Annotated in this window: 18 protein-coding genes; 9 read left to right on the forward strand and 9 right to left on the reverse strand. The window is 60.1% G+C overall.

All coding sequences use genetic code 11. From position 1 onward, the window contains the following. Positions 1 to 132: 132 nt before the first annotated feature. From dph2 to Q0520_RS05620, 4 genes are read left to right on the forward strand one after another with little or no spacing between them, the layout of a single operon-like run. Complete coding sequence (gene dph2, locus Q0520_RS05605; protein ID WP_342765241.1) at positions 133 to 948, forward strand: diphthamide biosynthesis enzyme Dph2; 816 nt, start codon at positions 133 to 135, stop codon at positions 946 to 948. Between the two features lie 38 nt (positions 949 to 986). After that, entirely contained in the window at positions 987 to 1394 is a 408-nt protein-coding gene (locus Q0520_RS05610) for a hypothetical protein (protein ID WP_298667462.1), read from the forward strand. Positions 1395 to 1441: 47 nt separating this feature from the next. Beyond that, the gene (locus Q0520_RS05615) at positions 1442 to 2050 is read left to right on the forward strand and encodes an METTL5 family protein (RefSeq protein WP_298667464.1); all 609 of its coding nucleotides are present in this window, start codon (positions 1442 to 1444) and stop codon (positions 2048 to 2050) included. Position 2051: 1 nt separating this feature from the next. Further along, the gene (locus Q0520_RS05620) at positions 2052 to 3233 is read left to right on the forward strand and encodes an MFS transporter (RefSeq protein ID WP_298667466.1); all 1182 of its coding nucleotides are present in this window, start codon (positions 2052 to 2054) and stop codon (positions 3231 to 3233) included. Between the two features lie 358 nt (positions 3234 to 3591). On the opposite strand, the gene Q0520_RS05625 is transcribed toward Q0520_RS05620, so the two are convergent. From Q0520_RS05625 to cofG, 5 genes are all read right to left on the reverse strand, one after another. Further along, positions 3592 to 3885, reverse strand: coding sequence for a ferredoxin-thioredoxin reductase catalytic domain-containing protein (locus tag Q0520_RS05625; protein ID WP_298667468.1), 294 nt, complete (start codon positions 3883 to 3885; stop codon positions 3592 to 3594). Between the two features lie 66 nt (positions 3886 to 3951). Then, positions 3952 to 4653 (reverse strand): phosphoribosylformylglycinamidine synthase I, encoded by a 702-nt coding sequence (purQ, locus tag Q0520_RS05630; protein ID WP_298667469.1) that lies wholly within the window; start codon positions 4651 to 4653, stop codon positions 3952 to 3954. Next, positions 4650 to 4895, reverse strand: coding sequence for a phosphoribosylformylglycinamidine synthase subunit PurS (gene purS / locus Q0520_RS05635; RefSeq protein ID WP_298667471.1), 246 nt, complete (start codon positions 4893 to 4895; stop codon positions 4650 to 4652). Before purS ends, purQ begins: the two co-directional genes overlap by 4 nt. Positions 4896 to 4899: 4 nt before the next feature. Further along, positions 4900 to 5607, reverse strand: coding sequence for a phosphoribosylaminoimidazolesuccinocarboxamide synthase (purC, locus tag Q0520_RS05640; RefSeq protein ID WP_298667473.1), 708 nt, complete (start codon positions 5605 to 5607; stop codon positions 4900 to 4902). Further along, a complete protein-coding gene (cofG, locus tag Q0520_RS05645; RefSeq protein ID WP_298667475.1) occupies positions 5604 to 6587 on the reverse strand; it encodes a 7,8-didemethyl-8-hydroxy-5-deazariboflavin synthase subunit CofG in 984 nt (327 codons plus the stop codon). Before cofG ends, purC begins: the two co-directional genes overlap by 4 nt. A gap of 361 nt (positions 6588 to 6948) precedes the next feature. On the opposite strand from cofG, the gene cofC reads away from it, so the two are divergent. Next, complete coding sequence (cofC, locus tag Q0520_RS05650) at positions 6949 to 7590, forward strand: 2-phospho-L-lactate guanylyltransferase (RefSeq protein ID WP_298667477.1); 642 nt, start codon at positions 6949 to 6951, stop codon at positions 7588 to 7590. On the opposite strand, the gene cofE is transcribed toward cofC, so the two are convergent. The 4 genes from cofE to glyA are packed head-to-tail and all read right to left on the reverse strand — an operon-like array spanning position 7516 to position 11193. Next, positions 7516 to 8319: a coenzyme F420-0:L-glutamate ligase gene (cofE, locus tag Q0520_RS05655; protein WP_298667479.1), complete on the reverse strand. Its 804-nt coding sequence runs from the start codon at positions 8317 to 8319 to the stop codon at positions 7516 to 7518. The genes cofC and cofE overlap by 75 nt on opposite strands. Next, on the reverse strand, positions 8316 to 9125 hold the full coding sequence (folP, locus tag Q0520_RS05660; protein ID WP_298667481.1) for a dihydropteroate synthase: 810 nt from the start codon (positions 9123 to 9125) through the stop codon (positions 8316 to 8318). Before folP ends, cofE begins: the two co-directional genes overlap by 4 nt. Next, a complete protein-coding gene (folD, locus tag Q0520_RS05665; RefSeq protein WP_298667483.1) occupies positions 9107 to 9952 on the reverse strand; it encodes a bifunctional methylenetetrahydrofolate dehydrogenase/methenyltetrahydrofolate cyclohydrolase FolD in 846 nt (281 codons plus the stop codon). Before folD ends, folP begins: the two co-directional genes overlap by 19 nt. Then, positions 9949 to 11193, reverse strand: coding sequence for a serine hydroxymethyltransferase (glyA, locus tag Q0520_RS05670; protein ID WP_298667485.1), 1245 nt, complete (start codon positions 11191 to 11193; stop codon positions 9949 to 9951). The genes folD and glyA overlap by 4 nt, the downstream gene beginning before the upstream one ends. A 282-nt stretch (positions 11194 to 11475) precedes the next feature. Between glyA and Q0520_RS05675 the strand changes: the two genes are divergently transcribed. Genes Q0520_RS05675 through scpB form a run of 4 tightly spaced genes read left to right on the forward strand, consistent with a single transcriptional unit; the run spans position 11476 to position 16669 of the window. Next, positions 11476 to 12054 (forward strand): hypothetical protein, encoded by a 579-nt coding sequence (locus Q0520_RS05675; RefSeq protein WP_298667487.1) that lies wholly within the window; start codon positions 11476 to 11478, stop codon positions 12052 to 12054. An 11-nt stretch (positions 12055 to 12065) separates the two neighbouring features. Next, positions 12066 to 15506, forward strand: coding sequence for a chromosome segregation protein SMC (gene smc, locus Q0520_RS05680; protein WP_298667488.1), 3441 nt, complete (start codon positions 12066 to 12068; stop codon positions 15504 to 15506). Then, complete coding sequence (locus Q0520_RS05685) at positions 15499 to 16209, forward strand: segregation/condensation protein A (protein ID WP_298667490.1); 711 nt, start codon at positions 15499 to 15501, stop codon at positions 16207 to 16209. Before smc ends, Q0520_RS05685 begins: the two co-directional genes overlap by 8 nt. After that, positions 16187 to 16669 carry an SMC-Scp complex subunit ScpB gene (scpB, locus tag Q0520_RS05690; protein WP_298667492.1) on the forward strand — a complete coding sequence of 161 codons (483 nt, stop codon included), beginning with the start codon at positions 16187 to 16189 and terminating at the stop codon, positions 16667 to 16669. The genes Q0520_RS05685 and scpB overlap by 23 nt, the downstream gene beginning before the upstream one ends. The last annotated feature ends 963 nt before the right edge of the window (positions 16670 to 17632 follow it).

Genomic DNA, 17632 nt, shown 5'->3' on the forward strand with positions numbered 1-17632 from the left:
ATTGATTCGTGCCGCTGATCTTGCGGAGAGGGTGAAGGCGAAGGGTGCGCGGCGTGTCGTCCTCCAGCTCCCTGACGGGCTGAAGCGCCATGCCGCACCCCTCGCGCGGGCCCTGGCGCCGAAGGTATAGAGGTGGCGGCGGTGGCCGGTGACCCCTGTTATGGTGCCTGCGACCTTGCCCTCGATGCGGTCTCCCTGACAGGCGCCGACCTCCTCGTCCATATCGGCCACGCACCTGTGGAGGAGCGGCCGGGCGTCGTCTACGAATATCTTCCTTTTGACTTCGACCCGGCGGTCGTCTCTGCCGCCGTCCCCCTCCTCTCCGGGAAGGAGGTGGGGCTCGTCACGACGGTCCAGCACGTCCACCTGCTCCCGGGTGTCGCCGCCGCCCTCGCCGCGCACGGCATTACGGCCGAGATCGCACCCGGCGGCGGGCGCACCCCCCTGCCCGGCCAGGTGCTCGGCTGCAGTTATGGGAACGCCCGCGCCCTTGCGGCCCCTGAGATCCTCTTTGTGGGGACGGGGGTCTTCCATGCGATCGGGGTCCAGATGGCGACAGGGAAGAGGGTCGTCGCCTTTGACCCCTATACCGGGGAGGCGCAGGAGGTCTCGGCCGACCGTCTCCTCAGGCGGCGTTTCGCCCTCATCGAGAAGGCGCGGTCCGCGGAGAGCATCGGCATCCTCCTCTCGACGAAGAGCGGCCAGGCGCGGTCCGCGCTCGCCGCCCGCCTCGCCGCCCTCTCGGAGAAGGCGGTCGTGATCACGATGCGCGAGGTCTCGGCCGCGGAGATGATCAATTTCGGGTGCGGCGCCTATGTGAACACCGCCTGCCCCCGGCTCGCCTACGACGACCAGGTCCGCTTCCCCGTCCCTCTCCTCACCCCCCAGGAGTTCGAGATCCTGGTCGGGGTGCGTGAGTGGGAGGACTACGTCATCGACGAGATCTGAAGGGGAAGATATTTCGATTGCCGGGGAGAGGTTCTGCCATGCGTCAGGCCCTCAGGTACGTCCTCCTCTTTTTCGTCTCCCTCGTTCTCTTCTCTGCTTTTTTCATCCTCCCGGCGGTCGGGGAGTCGTCGGGATATCTTATCGCCTCCCCTTCCTCCCCTCCGTCCGGGAGTGCCTCCGTCGTCGTCCACCTCACGGAAGAGGACTTCGCCGCCCACCCCGCCCTGCACGACCTTGTCGTCGAGGGAAAGAAGGTGCGGCGTCCCACTCCTCTCTTCTTCCTCCCGCCGCCCGGCGACGACTGGAGTGCAATCGTCCTCCGCGGAGATGAGGAGCAGGCACTGTGGTGGACGTACATGTTTGTACAGGAGGGGAACGATGCCCATATGCCGGTGTTCCTCCAATACAACGGGACCTATTACCGCCTGGCGCCCTCGCAGGGCTGACGCCTCCGGTACCTTCATCCCCCTCTCATCCCAAGTAGTATGCAGACATGCGCCTGCGGCACCTTGAGATGACACTCCAGAAACTCTCCGGCTTTCCTGCGCCAAAGCCGGCGCTTGAACAGTACGCCACGCCGGCGACTGTCGCCGCCCGCCTCCTCCACCATGCTGCAGGGGAGGGGGCGGTCGAGGGGAAGCGCGTCCTCGACCTCGGCTGCGGCACCGGGATGCTTGCCTGCGGCGCCGCCCTCATCGGGGCCGGAGAGGTCGTCGGGGTCGACGTCGACAGGTCGGCCCTGCGGACCGCGCAGGCGAACGCCGCCCTTGTCGATGCGGAGGTCCACCTTGTCTGCGGGGCGATCGGCCCGGCTTTCCCGATCAGGCCGCAGACTTTCGACACCGTCGTCATGAACCCCCCCTTCGGCGCCCAGAAAAAACACGCAGACCGCCCTTTCATCGACTGCGCCCTCGCCTCGGCCGACATCGTCTACGGCATCTTCAACGCGGGGTCTCGCCCCTTTATCGAGACATATATCGCCGGCCGCGGCCGGGTCACCGCCGCAGTCGGGGGATCCTTCACCATCCCGCGGACCTTTGCCTTCCACCGGCGCGACCGCCTCGATATCCCTGTCGAGATCCTGCGGATAGAGAGGTGTTGAGGTGCTCAAGGAACTGAAGTCGGTCCTCTCCCTCTCCTTCGGCCACCTCGTCATCGACATCTACTCGCCGGTCATCCCGGCCGTCCTCCCCCTCCTCATTGCGACGCACGGCTGGTCGTACTTCCTTGCCGGTCTCCTCGTCGCCGCGTTCAACATCACCTCCTCTCTTCTCCAGCCTGCCGTCGGCTACCTCTCTGACAGGCGGGGCTTTTCCCTTCCCTTTGCCGTTCCCTTTCTCATCGCCTCTCTCTGCATCGGGGCCTTCGGGCTTGTCGGCGACTATCCTCTCCTCCTCGTCTGCGCCGCCCTTGCCGCCTTCGGCTCCGCGACCTTCCACCCTCTCGCCCTCTCGGCAGTGAACAGGGCGAGCAGGAACGAGAACCGCGGGAGACTTACCTCCATTTTCGTCATCGGCGGCAACCTCGGCTTCGCCCTCGGGCCGGTCCTTGCCGGGCTTGCGGTGAGCGCCCTCGGCCTCCCCGGCATCATTGTCCTTGGGGTCATCGGTGTCGTCACCGCCCTCCTCTCGCCGCTGATCTTCCCCCGCGGGAGCGCCGGGGCCGAACATACGATCAGGCCCGCGGGGCGTGAGGCGCCCGCCTCATACCGGCCGATCGCCCTGATCATCGCCGTGGGAGCGCTGCGCTCCTGGGTGATCTTCGCGGCCATTGCCTACCTGCCGACGTACTTCCACGACCTCCTCGGCGCCGACCTCGTCACCGCCAACACTCTCGTCTCCCTGATGCTCGTTGCCGGCGTTGTCGGGCAGTATATCGGCGGCGTCCTCTCCGACACCTACGGGAGGAAAGAGTGGACCATCTTCGGCCTTGCCGCCTCCGTCCCCTTCTTCGTCCTCTTCCTCGTCACATCCGGCCCCCTCTCCTACGCCGCCCTCCTCATCTTCGGGTTCTTCCTCTGGTCCACCTTCTCGGTCACGGTGGCAATGGCGCAGGAGGTGATGCCCGGCAATGTCGGGCTCGCCTCCGGGCTGATGCTCGGCCTTGCCGTCGGTGCGGGGGGGATAGGCGTCGCCGTCTCCGGTGCGATCGCCGACGCCTCCTCCCTCGGGACCGCCCTCGCCACTTTTCCGCTGCCGATCCTTGCGGCGCTCATCCTTGTTTTCGCCGTCCCGTATCCCTGGAAGGCGCTGGCGGGGATGAGGGTATGGGGCGGTCGGGGATGAGGGGGTTCCCCGTTCTCCACTTTGGGTGGGATACGGGGTCCCCTGCGATGGAAGAGACTGATCCACCCCCTTCCCCACAATCGAGACCGGGGGGCACGGCCCCCCGGACCCCCTGAATTAGGATTGGCCCAGGGAGAGTGAGCAGAGATCCTGAAACGTGAGACTGCCATCCACCCCCAATCCAGGGCGGGGTGCGAGCAGAGTGAGCTTGAGAAAGCCAGGGGCTTTCGATGGGAGGCGTAGTCCCCCGGCGCAAGCACGCCAGAACAGGAATTCTTCAGAGTCAAAATCTCAGAAAGCCAAGATTATCCCAAAAAAGAGAGACGGCCCTTCCCGCCTCTTTGTCATGCAAATCGATCTATGCGTCCGTCTTCTGGAAATAGAGACGGCAGTGGCACTGCCCCTCATTCTCCACCTCGTCCCGGTGGTAGATGCAGGGGCAGATGATCTTTCTGTCCTCCTCGGCATCGCCGCTCCTGAGGCGGCAGGGGCAGTACTGCTCGCCGAACCGGATCGTGTTCCGTGCAAGACCCCTGATCACGGTCCGCAACTGTTTGTCGTCAGGGTTGAGCGTCCAGCCATTTTTCCGGGCATAATCCTGTGCCCACTTCAGGATCTGCTCTTCGAGTTCTTCCTGTGAGATCTCTGTCATTGCGAAACTATCGGCCCAAGGAGATAAATGCTTTCGCGGGGCGGCTCCGCAGGAAAAAAAGAGGGATCAGTCCTGTTCCTCGATCGTCCTGATCATGGAGAGGAAGATCTTCTTCCCGTCGGCAGAACCGAGCACCTCTTCCGAGGCGCGCTCGGGGTGCGGCATCATGCAGAGGATGTTCCTCGCCTTTCCGCCGATGATGCCGGTGATATTCTCTGCTGCGCCGTTCGGGTTCGCTGCCGGCGTGACGTTCCCGGCCTCGTCGCAGAACCTGAACGCCACCCTGTCCTCCTCGTTGAGGCTTGTAAGGGTCTCCGGGGCCGCGACGTACCGCCCTTCCTTATGGGCGATCGGGATCCTGACCACCTCGCCCTTCTTATACAGGCGAGTGAAGGGCGAGTCCGCAGTCTCGACCCGCAGGCAGACCGGCCGGCAGATGAACTTCGGCGTGGCATTGGTCGTGAAGGTGCCGGGCACCATCCCGCTCTCCGCCCCGATCTGGGCGCCGTTGCAGATCCCGAGGACGAGCCTGCCCGCGTCGGCGTGACGACGGATCGCGTCCATCACCAGCGTCCGTGCGGCAATCGCCCCGGCCCTCAGGTAGTCGCCGTAGCTGAAACCGCCCGGAATGACGATCGCGTCGTAGTCCTGCTTCAGTCCGTCCTTGTACCAGACGAGGTCGCAGTCCACGCCGCAGACGTCGGCGAGGACATACTGGACATCGCGGTCGCAGTTGCTCCCCCCGAACTGGACCACCGCAAACTTCATGCTGCGACCTCGACCTCGTAGCGGTGGATGACCGGGTTTGCGAGCAGGCGCTCGCACATCTTCTCTGCCTCGGCCTGTGCGGCCCCGGCGCTTGCAGCCTCAAGGGTGACGAAGAAGACCCTCGCGGTGGAGAGGGACTCAGTCGTGAATCCGAGGTTTGCGAGGGCGTGCTGGATCGCACGCGCCTCGGGGTTGAGCATCCCATCTTTCAGGGCAATCGTGATCTTGGCGGTGTACTTCATTTTTTCACTCTCCGGTGAGGCGCCGGACAACCTCGGCGTAGGTAGCCATGACGTCGCCCTTGTCGAAGCGGTAGACGTCCTTGTCCATGGATGCATGGCTCTTCTTGTCCCACAGGCGCATCGAGTCCATGGAGATCTCGTCGCCGAGGAGGATCCTGTCGCCGTGGCGGCCGAACTCCAGCTTGAAATCGACAAGGTCGAGACCGATTGTATCGATCTTCTCCTTGAGCAGTTTGTTGATCTTCAGTGCCGTCTTCTTGACCTCTGCGATCTCAGCAGCGGTCATGAACCCGAGGGCGACGATGATCTCGTCGTTGATCATGGGATCGTGGCGGGCGTCGTCCTTATAGTCAAGGACGATCACCGGCGGGTTTAAGGGGGCGCCTTCCTTGAAGGGGTAGTTCCTGACGATGGAACCCGCGGCAATGTTCCTGACAATCACTTCGACAGGGATCATCTTGAGGGGCCGCACGATCATCGTTGTTTCGTCTTCCATACGGACGAAGTGCGTCGCAATACCATTCTCCTCCAGGTACCTGAAGAGATACGCCGAGACACGGGCATTGTATGCGCCCTTCTGTGCGAGTTCGTCCTTCTTCGCACCGTCAAAGGCGGTGATATCATCCCTGAACTTCACGATCAGTTCGTCAGGGTTTTCAGAGCGGAATACGGACTTTGCCTTTCCGCGGTAGATGGGTTCCTGTTCTGTCACAAAGACCTCTCCTCAATATCTTTCTGGAGTTTGTGGATCAACGGCGACAGCCTCTCTGCATACCACCCCTTCTCGATGAAGCGTGGGTAGATGCAGAGGCGCTCCTGCAATGTTGCGTCCCCGACGAGACGCTTGAGTTCCTGGATCTGCGGCCAGGGGTGTTCCGGGTTGACATAATCGATGGTCAGGGGCGAGACCCCGCCGAGGTCGTCGACGCCGCACGCAAGGAGTCTGGCGGCATCGGCAAGGTTTGGCGGGATCTGGACGGCGACCTCCTCGGGCAGGATCTCGCGGGCGAGCCTGATCGTCTCGGCCATCTCCCCGGTTGTTGCCGGGGCGGCGTTGGCCATCTCTGTCCCCTCCTTCGGGCAGAAATTCTGGACGATGACCTCCTGGATATGGCCATAGCGCCTGTGCAGGCCGGCGATCACCTCGAGGGTCTCCTCCCTGTCCGCGGCTGTCTCCCCGATCCCGACGAGAATGCCGGTCGTGAAGGGTATCCTGAGCCTCCCTGCATTCTCGATCATCTCGATCCTGACGAGGGGGTCTTTCCCCGGCGAGTTCCGGTGTGCAGGGATATCTGCCGTCGTCTCGAGCATCAATCCCATGCTGGCATTCACGTTGCGGAGACGTGCGAGTTCGTCGTAAGTCAGGATGCCGGCATTGGTGTGCGGCAGTATCCCGGCCTCGACGGCATACGCGCAGAGGTCATAGCAGTAGTCGAGGATATCGGTGTACCCGATTGCGGCGAGGCGGTCATTGAAACCCGGCACCTCGCCCGGCCTTTCGCCGAAGGTGAAGAGCGCCTCGGTACAACCGAGGCGCACCCCCCCGTCGATTGTCCGGTGCACCTCTCCGGGCGGCATGACACACCCTTCGGCGATGTCTTTCCTGAAACAGCAGTAACTGCATGCATTTGCGCAGACTGTCGTGAGCGGGAGGAAGATGTTCCGTGAAAAGGTGATCACCCGGTGGTGCATGCAGGTACCATTCCCCTTCCACCTTCATCTAACCTTCGCGCCTGTGGTGGCAGGGGATTTCCAGCATTCTTGCAAGGCCCTGTCAGGAGAGGTGAGGCGCAAGATTGAGTGAGTGGATAGAGTATATGGCCGACCACGAAGTTCTGATGACAGTCATCCTTTTCTGGATCCCTTCATCTGCCTTTCCCCGGTCAATCTAGAATGATGGAGTGGGATATTGCTTCCTGACCTTGATCAACGATGTGATGGTCTCCTGTCTTTTTCTGTGAGAGGGGAGGGGTGTTCCCTGACCTGTTCACGAGTATTTCTCACGGGATAAATCCGATTGTTTTTTCGGGTTATCAGCCAAAAGTCTGGTGAAATGCCAGTAGATGCTGTCATCCCCTTCAAGCCGAAGAACCCGAAGACCCGCCTCTCCTGCGTGATGGACCAGGAAGAGAGGGAGGCGTTTGCACAGGCGATGCTCTCCGACGTCATCGAGGCCGTGCGCGCCGGAGGGTGCGCTCCCTGCCTCATCTGCACCGCACCCTTCGAGTACCCCGACGCGCGGGTGACCGTCGATCCCGCCGGGCTCAATGAATCTCTTGACCGTGCCCTTGCCGCGGCAGAGGGCCCCCTGCTCATCATCATGGCCGACCTCCCCCTTGCCGATGGTGCAGCGGTTGCGCGGATGGTGGCGACGTCGGCCGACATTGCCATCATGCCTGGCCGCGGTGGGGGGACGAACGCGATCTTTGTGCGGGAACCGTCGCGGTATCATGTCGATTACTATGGGGCAAGTTTCCTGAAACACACGGCGATCGCGGCAGAAGCAGGTTTATCCTGTGATATTGTCGACTCTTTCAGGCTCCATACCGACGTTGATGAAAAAGAGGACCTGGTCGAGGTCCTGATCCACGGGACCGGTGCGGCCCGCAGGTATCTTGAGTCACTCGGTTTTGTTCTTTCTATTGAAAAGGGCCGGGTCGGCGTGGAGCGCCGCACCCATAAAGAGACAGTCTGAGGCGTCGATTGTCGGGATCCCGACATCCTCGGTGATCCCGATGCCGCTGCCCCTGAAGAGTACTGCCGGGACACACTCGTCGGCCTCGCCCATGAGGAGTTCGGCAGCCGAGGCGAGACAGTCCCCGACCGCTCTTTTCGTCACTTCGAGTCTCCGGCCATAGAGGTCGAGCCTCCCTGCCTCGTCGACAACAGCCCTGATCCCGGCGCACCCGATGGCCACACCGCTGCACCCGAGGCGCATTGCATGGGTTCGGGAGTCGATGACAAGCACGCCGATGTTCGCTCCCACTCTCTCCCTGACCGCTGTCCTCATCTCTGCGGCACTTCTGTCCGGGTCGGCCGGAAGGGGTACGACGGCCCCGTCGGGCGCATTCGAGTGGTCCACACCTGCGTTCGGGAGGAGGGTACCGTTTTTGAGAGTGAGGAGGTAACCCGGTATCCCGCCGACGACGCAGTCTGACTCGCGCAGGACGACCTCCGCGATCCTCGGTTCCAGGTGGTAGCGATCTGCGAGGTCGAGTGCTTCCCTGGACGGGGTGATAGAGTCAAGTTTGACAGTTTCCCCTTCGGCTGTTGCCACCGCTGTTTCGGCGAGGAGGAGAATGTCACCGTCCTGCACACCGTGGCAGGGGGCGGCGTCGGCCGCCGCAAGGACCTTCCCTATCAGGTCGTCACCGTCATGGATGAGTCCGGTATGGAGGGCATAGACGCTGAACCATCCGCTCATAGTGTCTGCTCCATATGACCGATGACACGAACCACATCGTGCGTCGCCGCTACGTCATGGGTTCGCACCATATCCGCGTCCGTGAGGAGTCTTGCCGTCAGGGCGAGGGTGGCTGCGAGGCGTTCCTCCGATGGCCTGCCGATCAGGTCGCCGATGAATGACTTGCGCGAGATCGCAAGGAGGACCGGGTATCCTGCCTCTTTAAACCTGCCGAAGTCGCGGCACAGGTCCCAGTCGTCGGCATAGGTCCGTTCAGGCGTCCACCGCCCGACGCCTGGGTCGAGGATCAGGCCCTCGACTCCGGCCGTACGGGCACGCTCCACCACCAGGTTGAGGGCGGCGAGCGTCGCCTCCGTTCCCTTTGGGTCGCCAGGCAGGCGAGTGGTCGCCATGGCAACGACGGGCAGGCCGGAATCGGCCGCAATGCTGGCGTACTTCGGGTTCGAAAGGCCGCTGATGTCGTTGATCAGGTGGATGTCGTGGCGCAGGCAGGCATCGAGCACGGCAGGATACATCGTGTCCACCGATACCGCGATGCCGCTGCCGTCGAGTTCGGTAAGGGCTGATTCAATCCTTTCAATCTCTTCTGTGACCGTGATCGGCACCGATCCCGGGGCGGTGGACCGCGCACCCACATCGACGACCTCCGCGCCTTCGTCGATCATGGCAAAGGCACGGTCACGAACGGCGCCTTCCGGGACATAGGACCCGGAAAAAAAGGATTCGGGGCTACAGTTGATAATCCCCATGATGCGGACGGGTGCCCCGCTGCCGACTGTCACCCCTTTCACAGTACAGGATTGCATGACCTCGCCTGTTCAGCCTTGAAGGTGTTTTCCATCAGGGTTGCGATTGTCATGGGCCCGACGCCGCCGGGCACCGGGGTGATGGCCGAGGCCTTCTTTTCGACCTCGTCGAAGTCGACATCGCCGCAGAGTTTCCCGTTCTCGTCATGGTTGATGCCGACGTCAATGACGACCGCTCCCTCTTTCACCATCTCAGCCTTCACAAACCTGGCCCTGCCGATTGCGGAGACAAGGATGTCGGCATTTTTCATGATCGAGGGGAGGTCAACCGTCTTTGAGTGGCAGATCGTCACCGTTGCATCGGCGTTGAGAAGGAGGGCGGCCATCGGTCTCCCGACGTCCACGCTCCGCCCCACAACGACGGCGTTCTTGCCGGCGATCTCGATCCCGTATTCGGAGAGGATCGTCATGATGCCCCCCGGCGTGCAGGGCACGAACCGCGGCTGACCGGAGAAGAGTTTCCCGGCGTTCACCGGGTGGAAACCGTCGACGTCCTTTTCCGGGAGGACCGCGTTGATCACCCTCTCTGTGTCCACCTGCCGCGGCAGAGGGAGTTGCACCAGGATTCCCGAGATGTCGGGGTCGTTGTTGAGGCGACCGACGGCCTGCAGGACCTCCTGCGTCGTCGCTGTCTCGGGGAGTTCGATGCGGACCGATCCGATACCGACCCGTTCGCAGGTCCGGTGTTTCATCCGGACATACATCTGCGAGGCCGGGTCGCTGCCCACCAGCACCGTGGCGAGGTGGGGGTAGAGCCCCGACTCCTCGATCTTTTCCTTGAGGAGTTCGAGCCTCTTCTCCGATATGGCCTTGCCGTCGAGGATCATTCGATTACCGCGTAAATGGGGAATTTGCTCGCAAGTGCCTCGACTTCCTTCCTCACTCCTGCGATCTTCTCCTTGTTCTCGATGTCGTTGAGGACGGTGGCGATGTAGTGGCCAATCATCTTCATCTCTTCTTCTTTCATGCCGCGGGAAGTGACGGCCGGGGTGCCGATCCGCAGACCGCTTGTGACGAAAGGAGAGAGAGTCTCGCGCGGGATCGTGTTCTTGTTCACGGTGATCGCGGCGTCGTGCAGGGCGTTCTCGGCCTGCAGGCCGGTCAGGTGCTTGTCAGAGAGATCAAGGAGCATGAGGTGGTTGTCGGTGCCCCCGGAGACAAGGCGGAGCCCTTCTGAGTCGAGGGTGGCGGCGAGGGTCTTCGCGTTCTTGACGATCTGTTTGCAGTACTCCTTGTAGGAGGGGGTGAGCGCTTCCTTGAAGCAGACTGCCTTGGCGGCTATGATGTGCATCAGGGGGCCGCCCTGCAGACCGGGGAAGACCGCCTTGTCGATGGCCTGAGCGAACTCATCACGACACATGATCGCGCCGCCGCGGGGGCCGCGGAGGGTCTTGTGGGTGGTCGTCGTGGTGAAGGGAAGGACGTCCACCGGGGAGTTGTGGAGGCCGGTGGCAACGAGGCCTGCGATGTGGGCGATATCGGCCATGCAGTAGGCACCGACGTCTTCGGCAATCTCGCCGAAGGCCTTGAAGTCGATCTCACGGGGGTAGGCCGAGGCGCCGCAGACGATCATCTGCGGCTTCTCCTTCCGCGCCATGTCGGCGAGGGCCGCGTAGTCGATGACCTCGGTCTCATGGTCCACGCCGTACTGGACGACGTTGTACATCTTGCCGGAGAAACTTACCGGCGAACCGTGGGAGAGGTGACCGCCCTCGGAGAGCTTCATGGACATGATCTTGTCACCGTACTTGATGGTGGCAAAGTAGACGGCCATGTTGGCTCCAGACCCCGAGTGGGGCTGGACGTTTGCATGCTCTGCGCCGAAGAGCTGGCAGAGGCGGTCCCGTGCAAGGTTCTCGATCATATCGTAGTATTCACAGCCGCCGTAGTACCGCTTTCCGGGGTAGCCTTCGGCGTACTTGTTCGTCAGGATCGAGCCTGCAGCCTCGATGACGGCTCTGGAGACAACGTTTTCCGATGCGATCAACTCAAGACCGTTTGTCTGTCTGAGACGCTCTTTTTCGATAATCCCTGTGATTTCTGGATCCGTAGTAGCAAGATGAGACATGTACAAAAACATCGCCGTGATCAGTATTATGTCTTCGTCCTTTGCAGGTGAGGAATGCCGCCATGTCTCGCATATTGTTCTGCCTGCCCACAGGATCACGGATATTTCCCTGTTGTCTCTCTCCCCCCGCAGGGTCTTGACTGCCCCGCTCTCACCCACCTTCCAGGTCTGGGTGAATATACAGCGAGTATTCTACCCTTTATTATTCTGTCTCTGGATCGGAGCAGAATAAGAGCACAATCATTATAGGTCAATAAAATCATCTTAATCTTGAGGGACGATATGCTCAATAAAGATGCCAAAGTGAAATTCCTTGAGCATCAACTTGAAGAGAGGGAGAGGGAGATCGTGTCAATGCGGGACTCGGAGAAGACTTTTGCGTCGCCGGAAGATGAGCGGATCTACCGGCTTGAACAGCGGTTGAAGGAGATGGAAGCCCTCGTCAAGGGTTTGACCGAGGAGGTGCTCGATCTCAAGACCGTGACGATGCGGCTCAACCGCGCATTTGAGGCGAAGACCGAGCTTGAAAGGGCAGAACGCCCGAGCCTGAAACCGAAGGTCTTTGTCGAAGAGTTACCTGAGAGGCAGGAAGACTTCGTCCGCGGATCGGCACCCACACCCGCTCCTGCACCCACGTCGGTATCCACAGGGGATGAAGGGGACATGGATCTCATCATGCAGAATGATGGGACGCTCAAGAGGGAACGGAGAAGAAGTTCCGATTATATCATTGCCCCCAACAATCAGGCTCCCGCCTGTCTCACCTCTGAGCGGCGGTCCGGATCCCGCAGGAACACGGAGAAACGGGCTGGCGCTATTATCTTTGCAGAGGAAGAGGACGACACCAGTATCAGGAAGTAAGGGGCTGCCTGGTGTACATCACCGGAATTGAGATCGACAATTTCAAGTCTTTTGCGAAAAAGACATCCATTCCATTTTTAGAGGGTTTCACGGTCGTATCGGGCCCAAATGGGTCGGGAAAGAGCAATATTATCGACAGTCTGCTCTTCGCCCTCGCTCTTACGAGCGCCCGCGGTCTTCGGGCCGAGAAACTGACCGATCTGATCAATCTCAACTCCGGTAAAAATACCGCCGAGGTGGCGATCACCTTCTCGGACGGCACCGAGATCAGGCGGCGGATCAAGAGGACATCCTCCAACTATTACTCCTATAATTACCTCAACGGCCGTCTCGTCAAACAGAATGATGTCATTGAGTTCCTCGCAAAGATCGGGATCAAGCCTGAGGGATATAATGTGGTGATGCAGGGTGACATCACCCGGATCATGGAGATGGGGGACGGCGAACGACGCAAGATTATCGACGAGATTGCCGGTGTCTCCGAGTTCGAAGGGAAGAAGGCCCAGGCCCTCGATGAACTCGAAGTGGTGCGCGAGCGGATCGAGCGTGAGGAAGTGGTGCTCTTCGAACTTAATGCGCGCCTGGGAGAATTGAAGCAGGAGCGGGAGCAGGCACTGCAGTACCGGCACTGGAAGGAGAAACTCGACCACTTTCAGCGCTGCCGGGCAGCAGCGCGTGTGCGCGAGATGCGCGCCGAACACACTTCTCTTACCACGCAGATCGGGGACCAGAACCTTGCCCTTGAGCGCGCTCTTGCCGATCTCGGGATCGAAGAGAACGACCTTGCGTACCTCAAGACCGACCTTGCCGATGCCGATACCGAGATCAATGAGAAGAGCGGCACTGAATATCTCAAACTGATCTCGGCCCTTGAAGAAGCCAAGGGGCGGATAAAGGTTGCTGAGGGGTCGATTGCACGCCTGAAGAAGGAGAAGGACGAGAACCTGGAGGGGATCAACCGGGCCTTCCTTGACGAGAAGCGCGCCACAGAGCGGGCAAAGGCCTCAACGGAGCAGGTCCGGACACTCTCCATCGACCGTGCAAACCTTGCGATGGAGTGCGCCGCTGCAAAGGCGAAGGCCGAGAACCTTGAAGCAGAAATCTCCCGGGGCGGAAAAGAGGTCGAGGGCCTGAAGCAGCAACTTTTCTCTTTGATGGAGGATGCCGGAGCGAAGAAGACCCGACGCTCCGAACTCCTGCACGAGCAGGACCTTCTTATCGAGAAAAGCAGGATGCGGACCTCGGAGATTGAGCGACTGGAGGCGCACCTTGCTGAGGTAAGGGCGGGGTATGGGAACCTAGAGGCCGGGATCGGTGAGGCGAGGAAGGCGTCGGAGACGTCTGAAGCGGAGAAGGCGGCCCTTGACCGCCGTCTCTCTGAGACGGAGAGCACTCTCTTTGCCAGGCGGTCGTCCCTCGAACGTCTCAGAAAGGAGATCCAGACGGACGAGCGTGAACTGATGCGGCTGGAAGCGCAGCAGCAGTCAAGGGACGGTGCGGGGGGTCCGGCCCTTGAGGCAGTGCTTGCAATGGACGGTATCTTTGGCACGGTCGCGCAACTCGGCCGTTCGCCTCCTGAGTATGCCACTGCCCTTGACGTGGCGGCAGGGGGAAAGCTCCGGTATGTCGTGGCCGAGGATGATACCGTCGCCGCGGGTGCGATCCGGTACCTCAAGGAAGGACGACTTGGCAGGCTTACCTTCCTCCCCCTCAATAAGATGAAGGCGCGGGAGTACCCTCCAGTGCGCGACCCCGGTGTGATCGACTATGCGGTCAACCTCCTCTCCTTCGACCGCCAGTATGACCTCGCCTTCCAGCAGGTCTTCGGTTCGACCGTCGTCGTGGACACCCTGGAGAATGCGCGGCGCCTCCTCGGGAAGTACAGGATGGTCACGCTCGAAGGCGAACTTCTGGAGAAGTCCGGAGCAATGACCGGTGGTTTCCTGAAGAAAAAGCAGGGGGGAGGCTTCGGTGCGGCTGTCGAGGACGAGATCGCAAAGGTCTCCCATGCCCTTGCCGGGAAGCAGGAAGAAGCGGCCGAGCTTGAGCGGTCCATCAATCGTCTCTCTGCAGAGGTGGACGAGAACCGGCAGAAGCGCGCCGGGATCGAGCAGGGACTTGCACGCTATGCTCTTGTCATTGAGGAGTATGGTCGGCGTATTGCGTCACAGAAGGCCGAGGAGGAGAGAGTCAGCAGGGATCTCACCGCTCTGAAGGGTGAGGTTGAGGCGGGCGCCGCCGCACTTGCAGCCGTTGAGACAGGACTTGATGAGGTTGGAAACGCCCTTACGGGCCTGAACGGGGAGATCGATGGACTGAAGAAGAAACTGGACGACACCGAGATCCCGCGCCTCACCGAGGAACTGGAGAGAGTACGGCGTGACTATGAGGGTGCCGAGAGGAGGTTGCGGAACAAGGAGGCCGACATCGCCGATGCCCAGCGCGAGAGGCAGTACTTCGAGAAGAGGGTTCAGGAACTCTCTGCCGAGCGCGACCGCCTGACCGAGAAGAACCGCGGGATAGATGGTGAGGTCACCGCAGCTGAGGGGGAGATCACGTCGGCGCGGGCCGAGATCGCGGACCTTGAGGGGCGGCAGCAGTCTTTCTCCTCTGAGATCACCGCTCTGCGCACAAAGCGTGATGAGATCGCTGCAAAAATTGCCGCAGCTGAGAAGCGGTGTGCCGGGCTGAATGCGCAGGCCGACCGCATCCGTCTCCTCATCATGACACTCTCCGAGAAGGCTGATGCTCTTCTGGTCGAGATCGAGTCTCTACAGGTGGAGGAAGGGGAGGAGACCGATCTCTCTCTGACCGAGATCGAGGGGGGGATAGCGGAGGCCGACCGTTCCCTGCGCGCTCTCGGAGCGGTGAACATGCTCGCCATTGAGGAGTACGGGAAGGTGGCGGAGAGGATTGAGGACAGGACCCGGAAAAAAGAGGTCCTATCTGCTGAGAGAACCTCCCTCATCGAGCGGATAGAACATTTTGACCGTATGAAGTATGACTCTTTCATGACCGCCTTCAGGGCTATCGATGCAAATTTCAGGGAGATCTTTGCGCGGCTTACCGCCGGCAGTGGCCACCTTGCGCTGGACAACGAGGAGGATCCCTTCTCCGGTGGCCTCACCTTTGCGGTTCAGCCGCGCGGCAAGAAGGTGCAGCTCCTTTCTGCTCTCTCAGGGGGGGAGAAGTCCCTGACGACCCTTGCCTTCCTTTTCTCGATCCAGAAATACCTCCCTGCTCCTTTCTATGCCTTCGATGAGGTGGACATGTTCCTTGACGGTTCCAATGTGGAGCAGGTCGCCACGATGATCAGGGAACTCTCTCGGAATGCGCAGTTCATTACAGTTTCTCTCCGCAAACCGATGATCGAGTCGGCGGACAGGATCATGGGCGTGACGATCCGCCCGGACAAGAGCACGCTTGTTACCGGTGTCGAGAATCATGCATGAGGAACCTGTTGAGATCCTGGCGCGCCTCGCGGAACGCGGGGAGATCGATCCCTGGAATATCAATATTGTTGAGGTGACCGATCGCTTCCTCTCTGAACTGGAACGGTGTCGCGAACTCGACCTCGCTGTTTCGGGTCGGACTCTTTTCTATGCTGCGACTCTCCTCCGGATGAAGTCTGAGTATCTCTCTGCGGATCCTGATGGGGAAGAGGGGGGGGAGGAGGTTGATACAGGGGAGGAGGAGGATTTTGATGGCCCGGAGATCGGGGAACCGATCGAGCGCCTTGAGCGCGAGATCCAGCGGAGGATCGGCAGGAAGAAAGTGCGGCGCCGGCCTGTCACCCTCTATGAACTGATCACGGAACTGAAGGCTGCGGAGAAAGAGGAACACCGCCGTCAACGCCAGCGCGCTCGCCCTACTGTGGATAATCTGATCCGTGTGTCTGATGTTGTTTCGGTCGCCCATGATGAAGATTATCGGGGTGCGTCGGCGTCCGTGATGGCGTGCTATGATGATCTGGCTCCTGATGGATCTGTGGTGACCATGCGCTCCATCTGCTCGTCTCTCCACTGCGGGACGATAGGGGTCTATATCCCGCTCCTGTTTCTTATGCTTGATGGGATTGTCGAGATCTGGCAGGAGGAGTATTTCGGTGACGTCTATGTAAGGAGGAAAGAGAATGGACAGAGTGACGATGCTTGAGGCGATCCTTTTCGTGGCTGATGCCCCGATAGACTACCGGGACCTGGAGCGCATGCTTGGTGTGCGGCGCGAGGAAGTGTCTGCGCTTGTGGCAGAACTTGCCGGTCGCCTTGTGGCACGTGCGTCTCCCCTTGAAATTCTGGACGCAGGGGAGAGTGTATTTATGGTTCTAAAAGAGGAGTTCAGCGACCTTGTCTATCCTTTGCTCCGTCCAGAGATCTCGCGCGCTGTGCTGCGCACCCTCTCGGTGATCGCCTACCGGCAACCGATCCTCCAGAGTGAACTGGTAGAGATACGGGGGAGTGGTGCGTATGCCCATGTGGACGAACTGATCCGGCGGAGCCTGGTGGCGCGTCAGCGTGAGGGGAGGAGCTACGTCCTCCAGACAACGCCTGAATTCTCACGTTATTTCAAGACCGCTGATCTCACAGGGGTTCAGGAACGTCTGGATACGAGTTAGGTTTATATCGTGGAGAAGACAACATAGTGAGGTCGTGTCTGAGACGACCCACAGGGGCAATCGCCCCTGTGGTTGTATCCGTTTTCCGGGTCTTCCCGGAAAGAAAGGGTATATATACGTCAAAGACTAATTCTGTTATCACACAAGGTGGCTCCGGTAGGTTGCTCTGCAATCTATCGGGATTGAGGTGGTCGGGATGTATGTCTTCCTTTAACACCCTCTGGGGTGACTGAGAAGATATATATCTTGAAACCCCCAATGTTGTTACCTCGTAAGATGACCGGGACTGATGACTCCGGCGAGACCGGAATCAGCCCTCATGGGATTGAGGTAGTCGGGATGTACACCTTCCTTTAACGCCCTCCGGGGTGACTGAGAAGGTTTATATCCTGTGATGTCCTACAATGTTATCGCAATATCTTCTATGGTGCGGCGAGGATGTGTCCTTCCGTCCCTGAATGGGAACGGCAAAGGTTTATATCCCATGTTGTGCAACATAGTAGAACACGATGACTGGTGCTGATGACTCCGGCGAGACCGGAATCAGCACTCTGGGGCTCCGACTTCTAGAGCAGAATCTTTACTTCTCTCGCGGGAAGTAAAGCCTTATATACTCTGAAGTCGTAGATTATTACCTCACGAGGTGGATCCGAATCAAGTTCCTTGGTTCGAGAGGTTGACTCCAAAGGTTTATATCCTCTGGAGTTCAATACTGTAATCCCACAAAGTCACTCGGGAGCGACACACGTTGTCTCTCCCAAATAGGGGACACAGGTTAAAATCTGTGTTTCGATGGAGAATCAAAATCACCGAGTCGGGTCGGTGTTGGTTCTGACGTTGGCACTGGCAATGCGGAAATCTGTTTAGTAACCGCTAATCCCTTTAAGAAAATTGATAGTGTGCCTACTTCAAATTCTGGTTGATCCTGCCAGAGGTCACTGCTATCGGGGTTCGATTAAGCCA

This window comes from uncultured Methanofollis sp., assembly GCF_937919355.1.
Lineage (GTDB): Archaea > Halobacteriota > Methanomicrobia > Methanomicrobiales > Methanofollaceae > Methanofollis.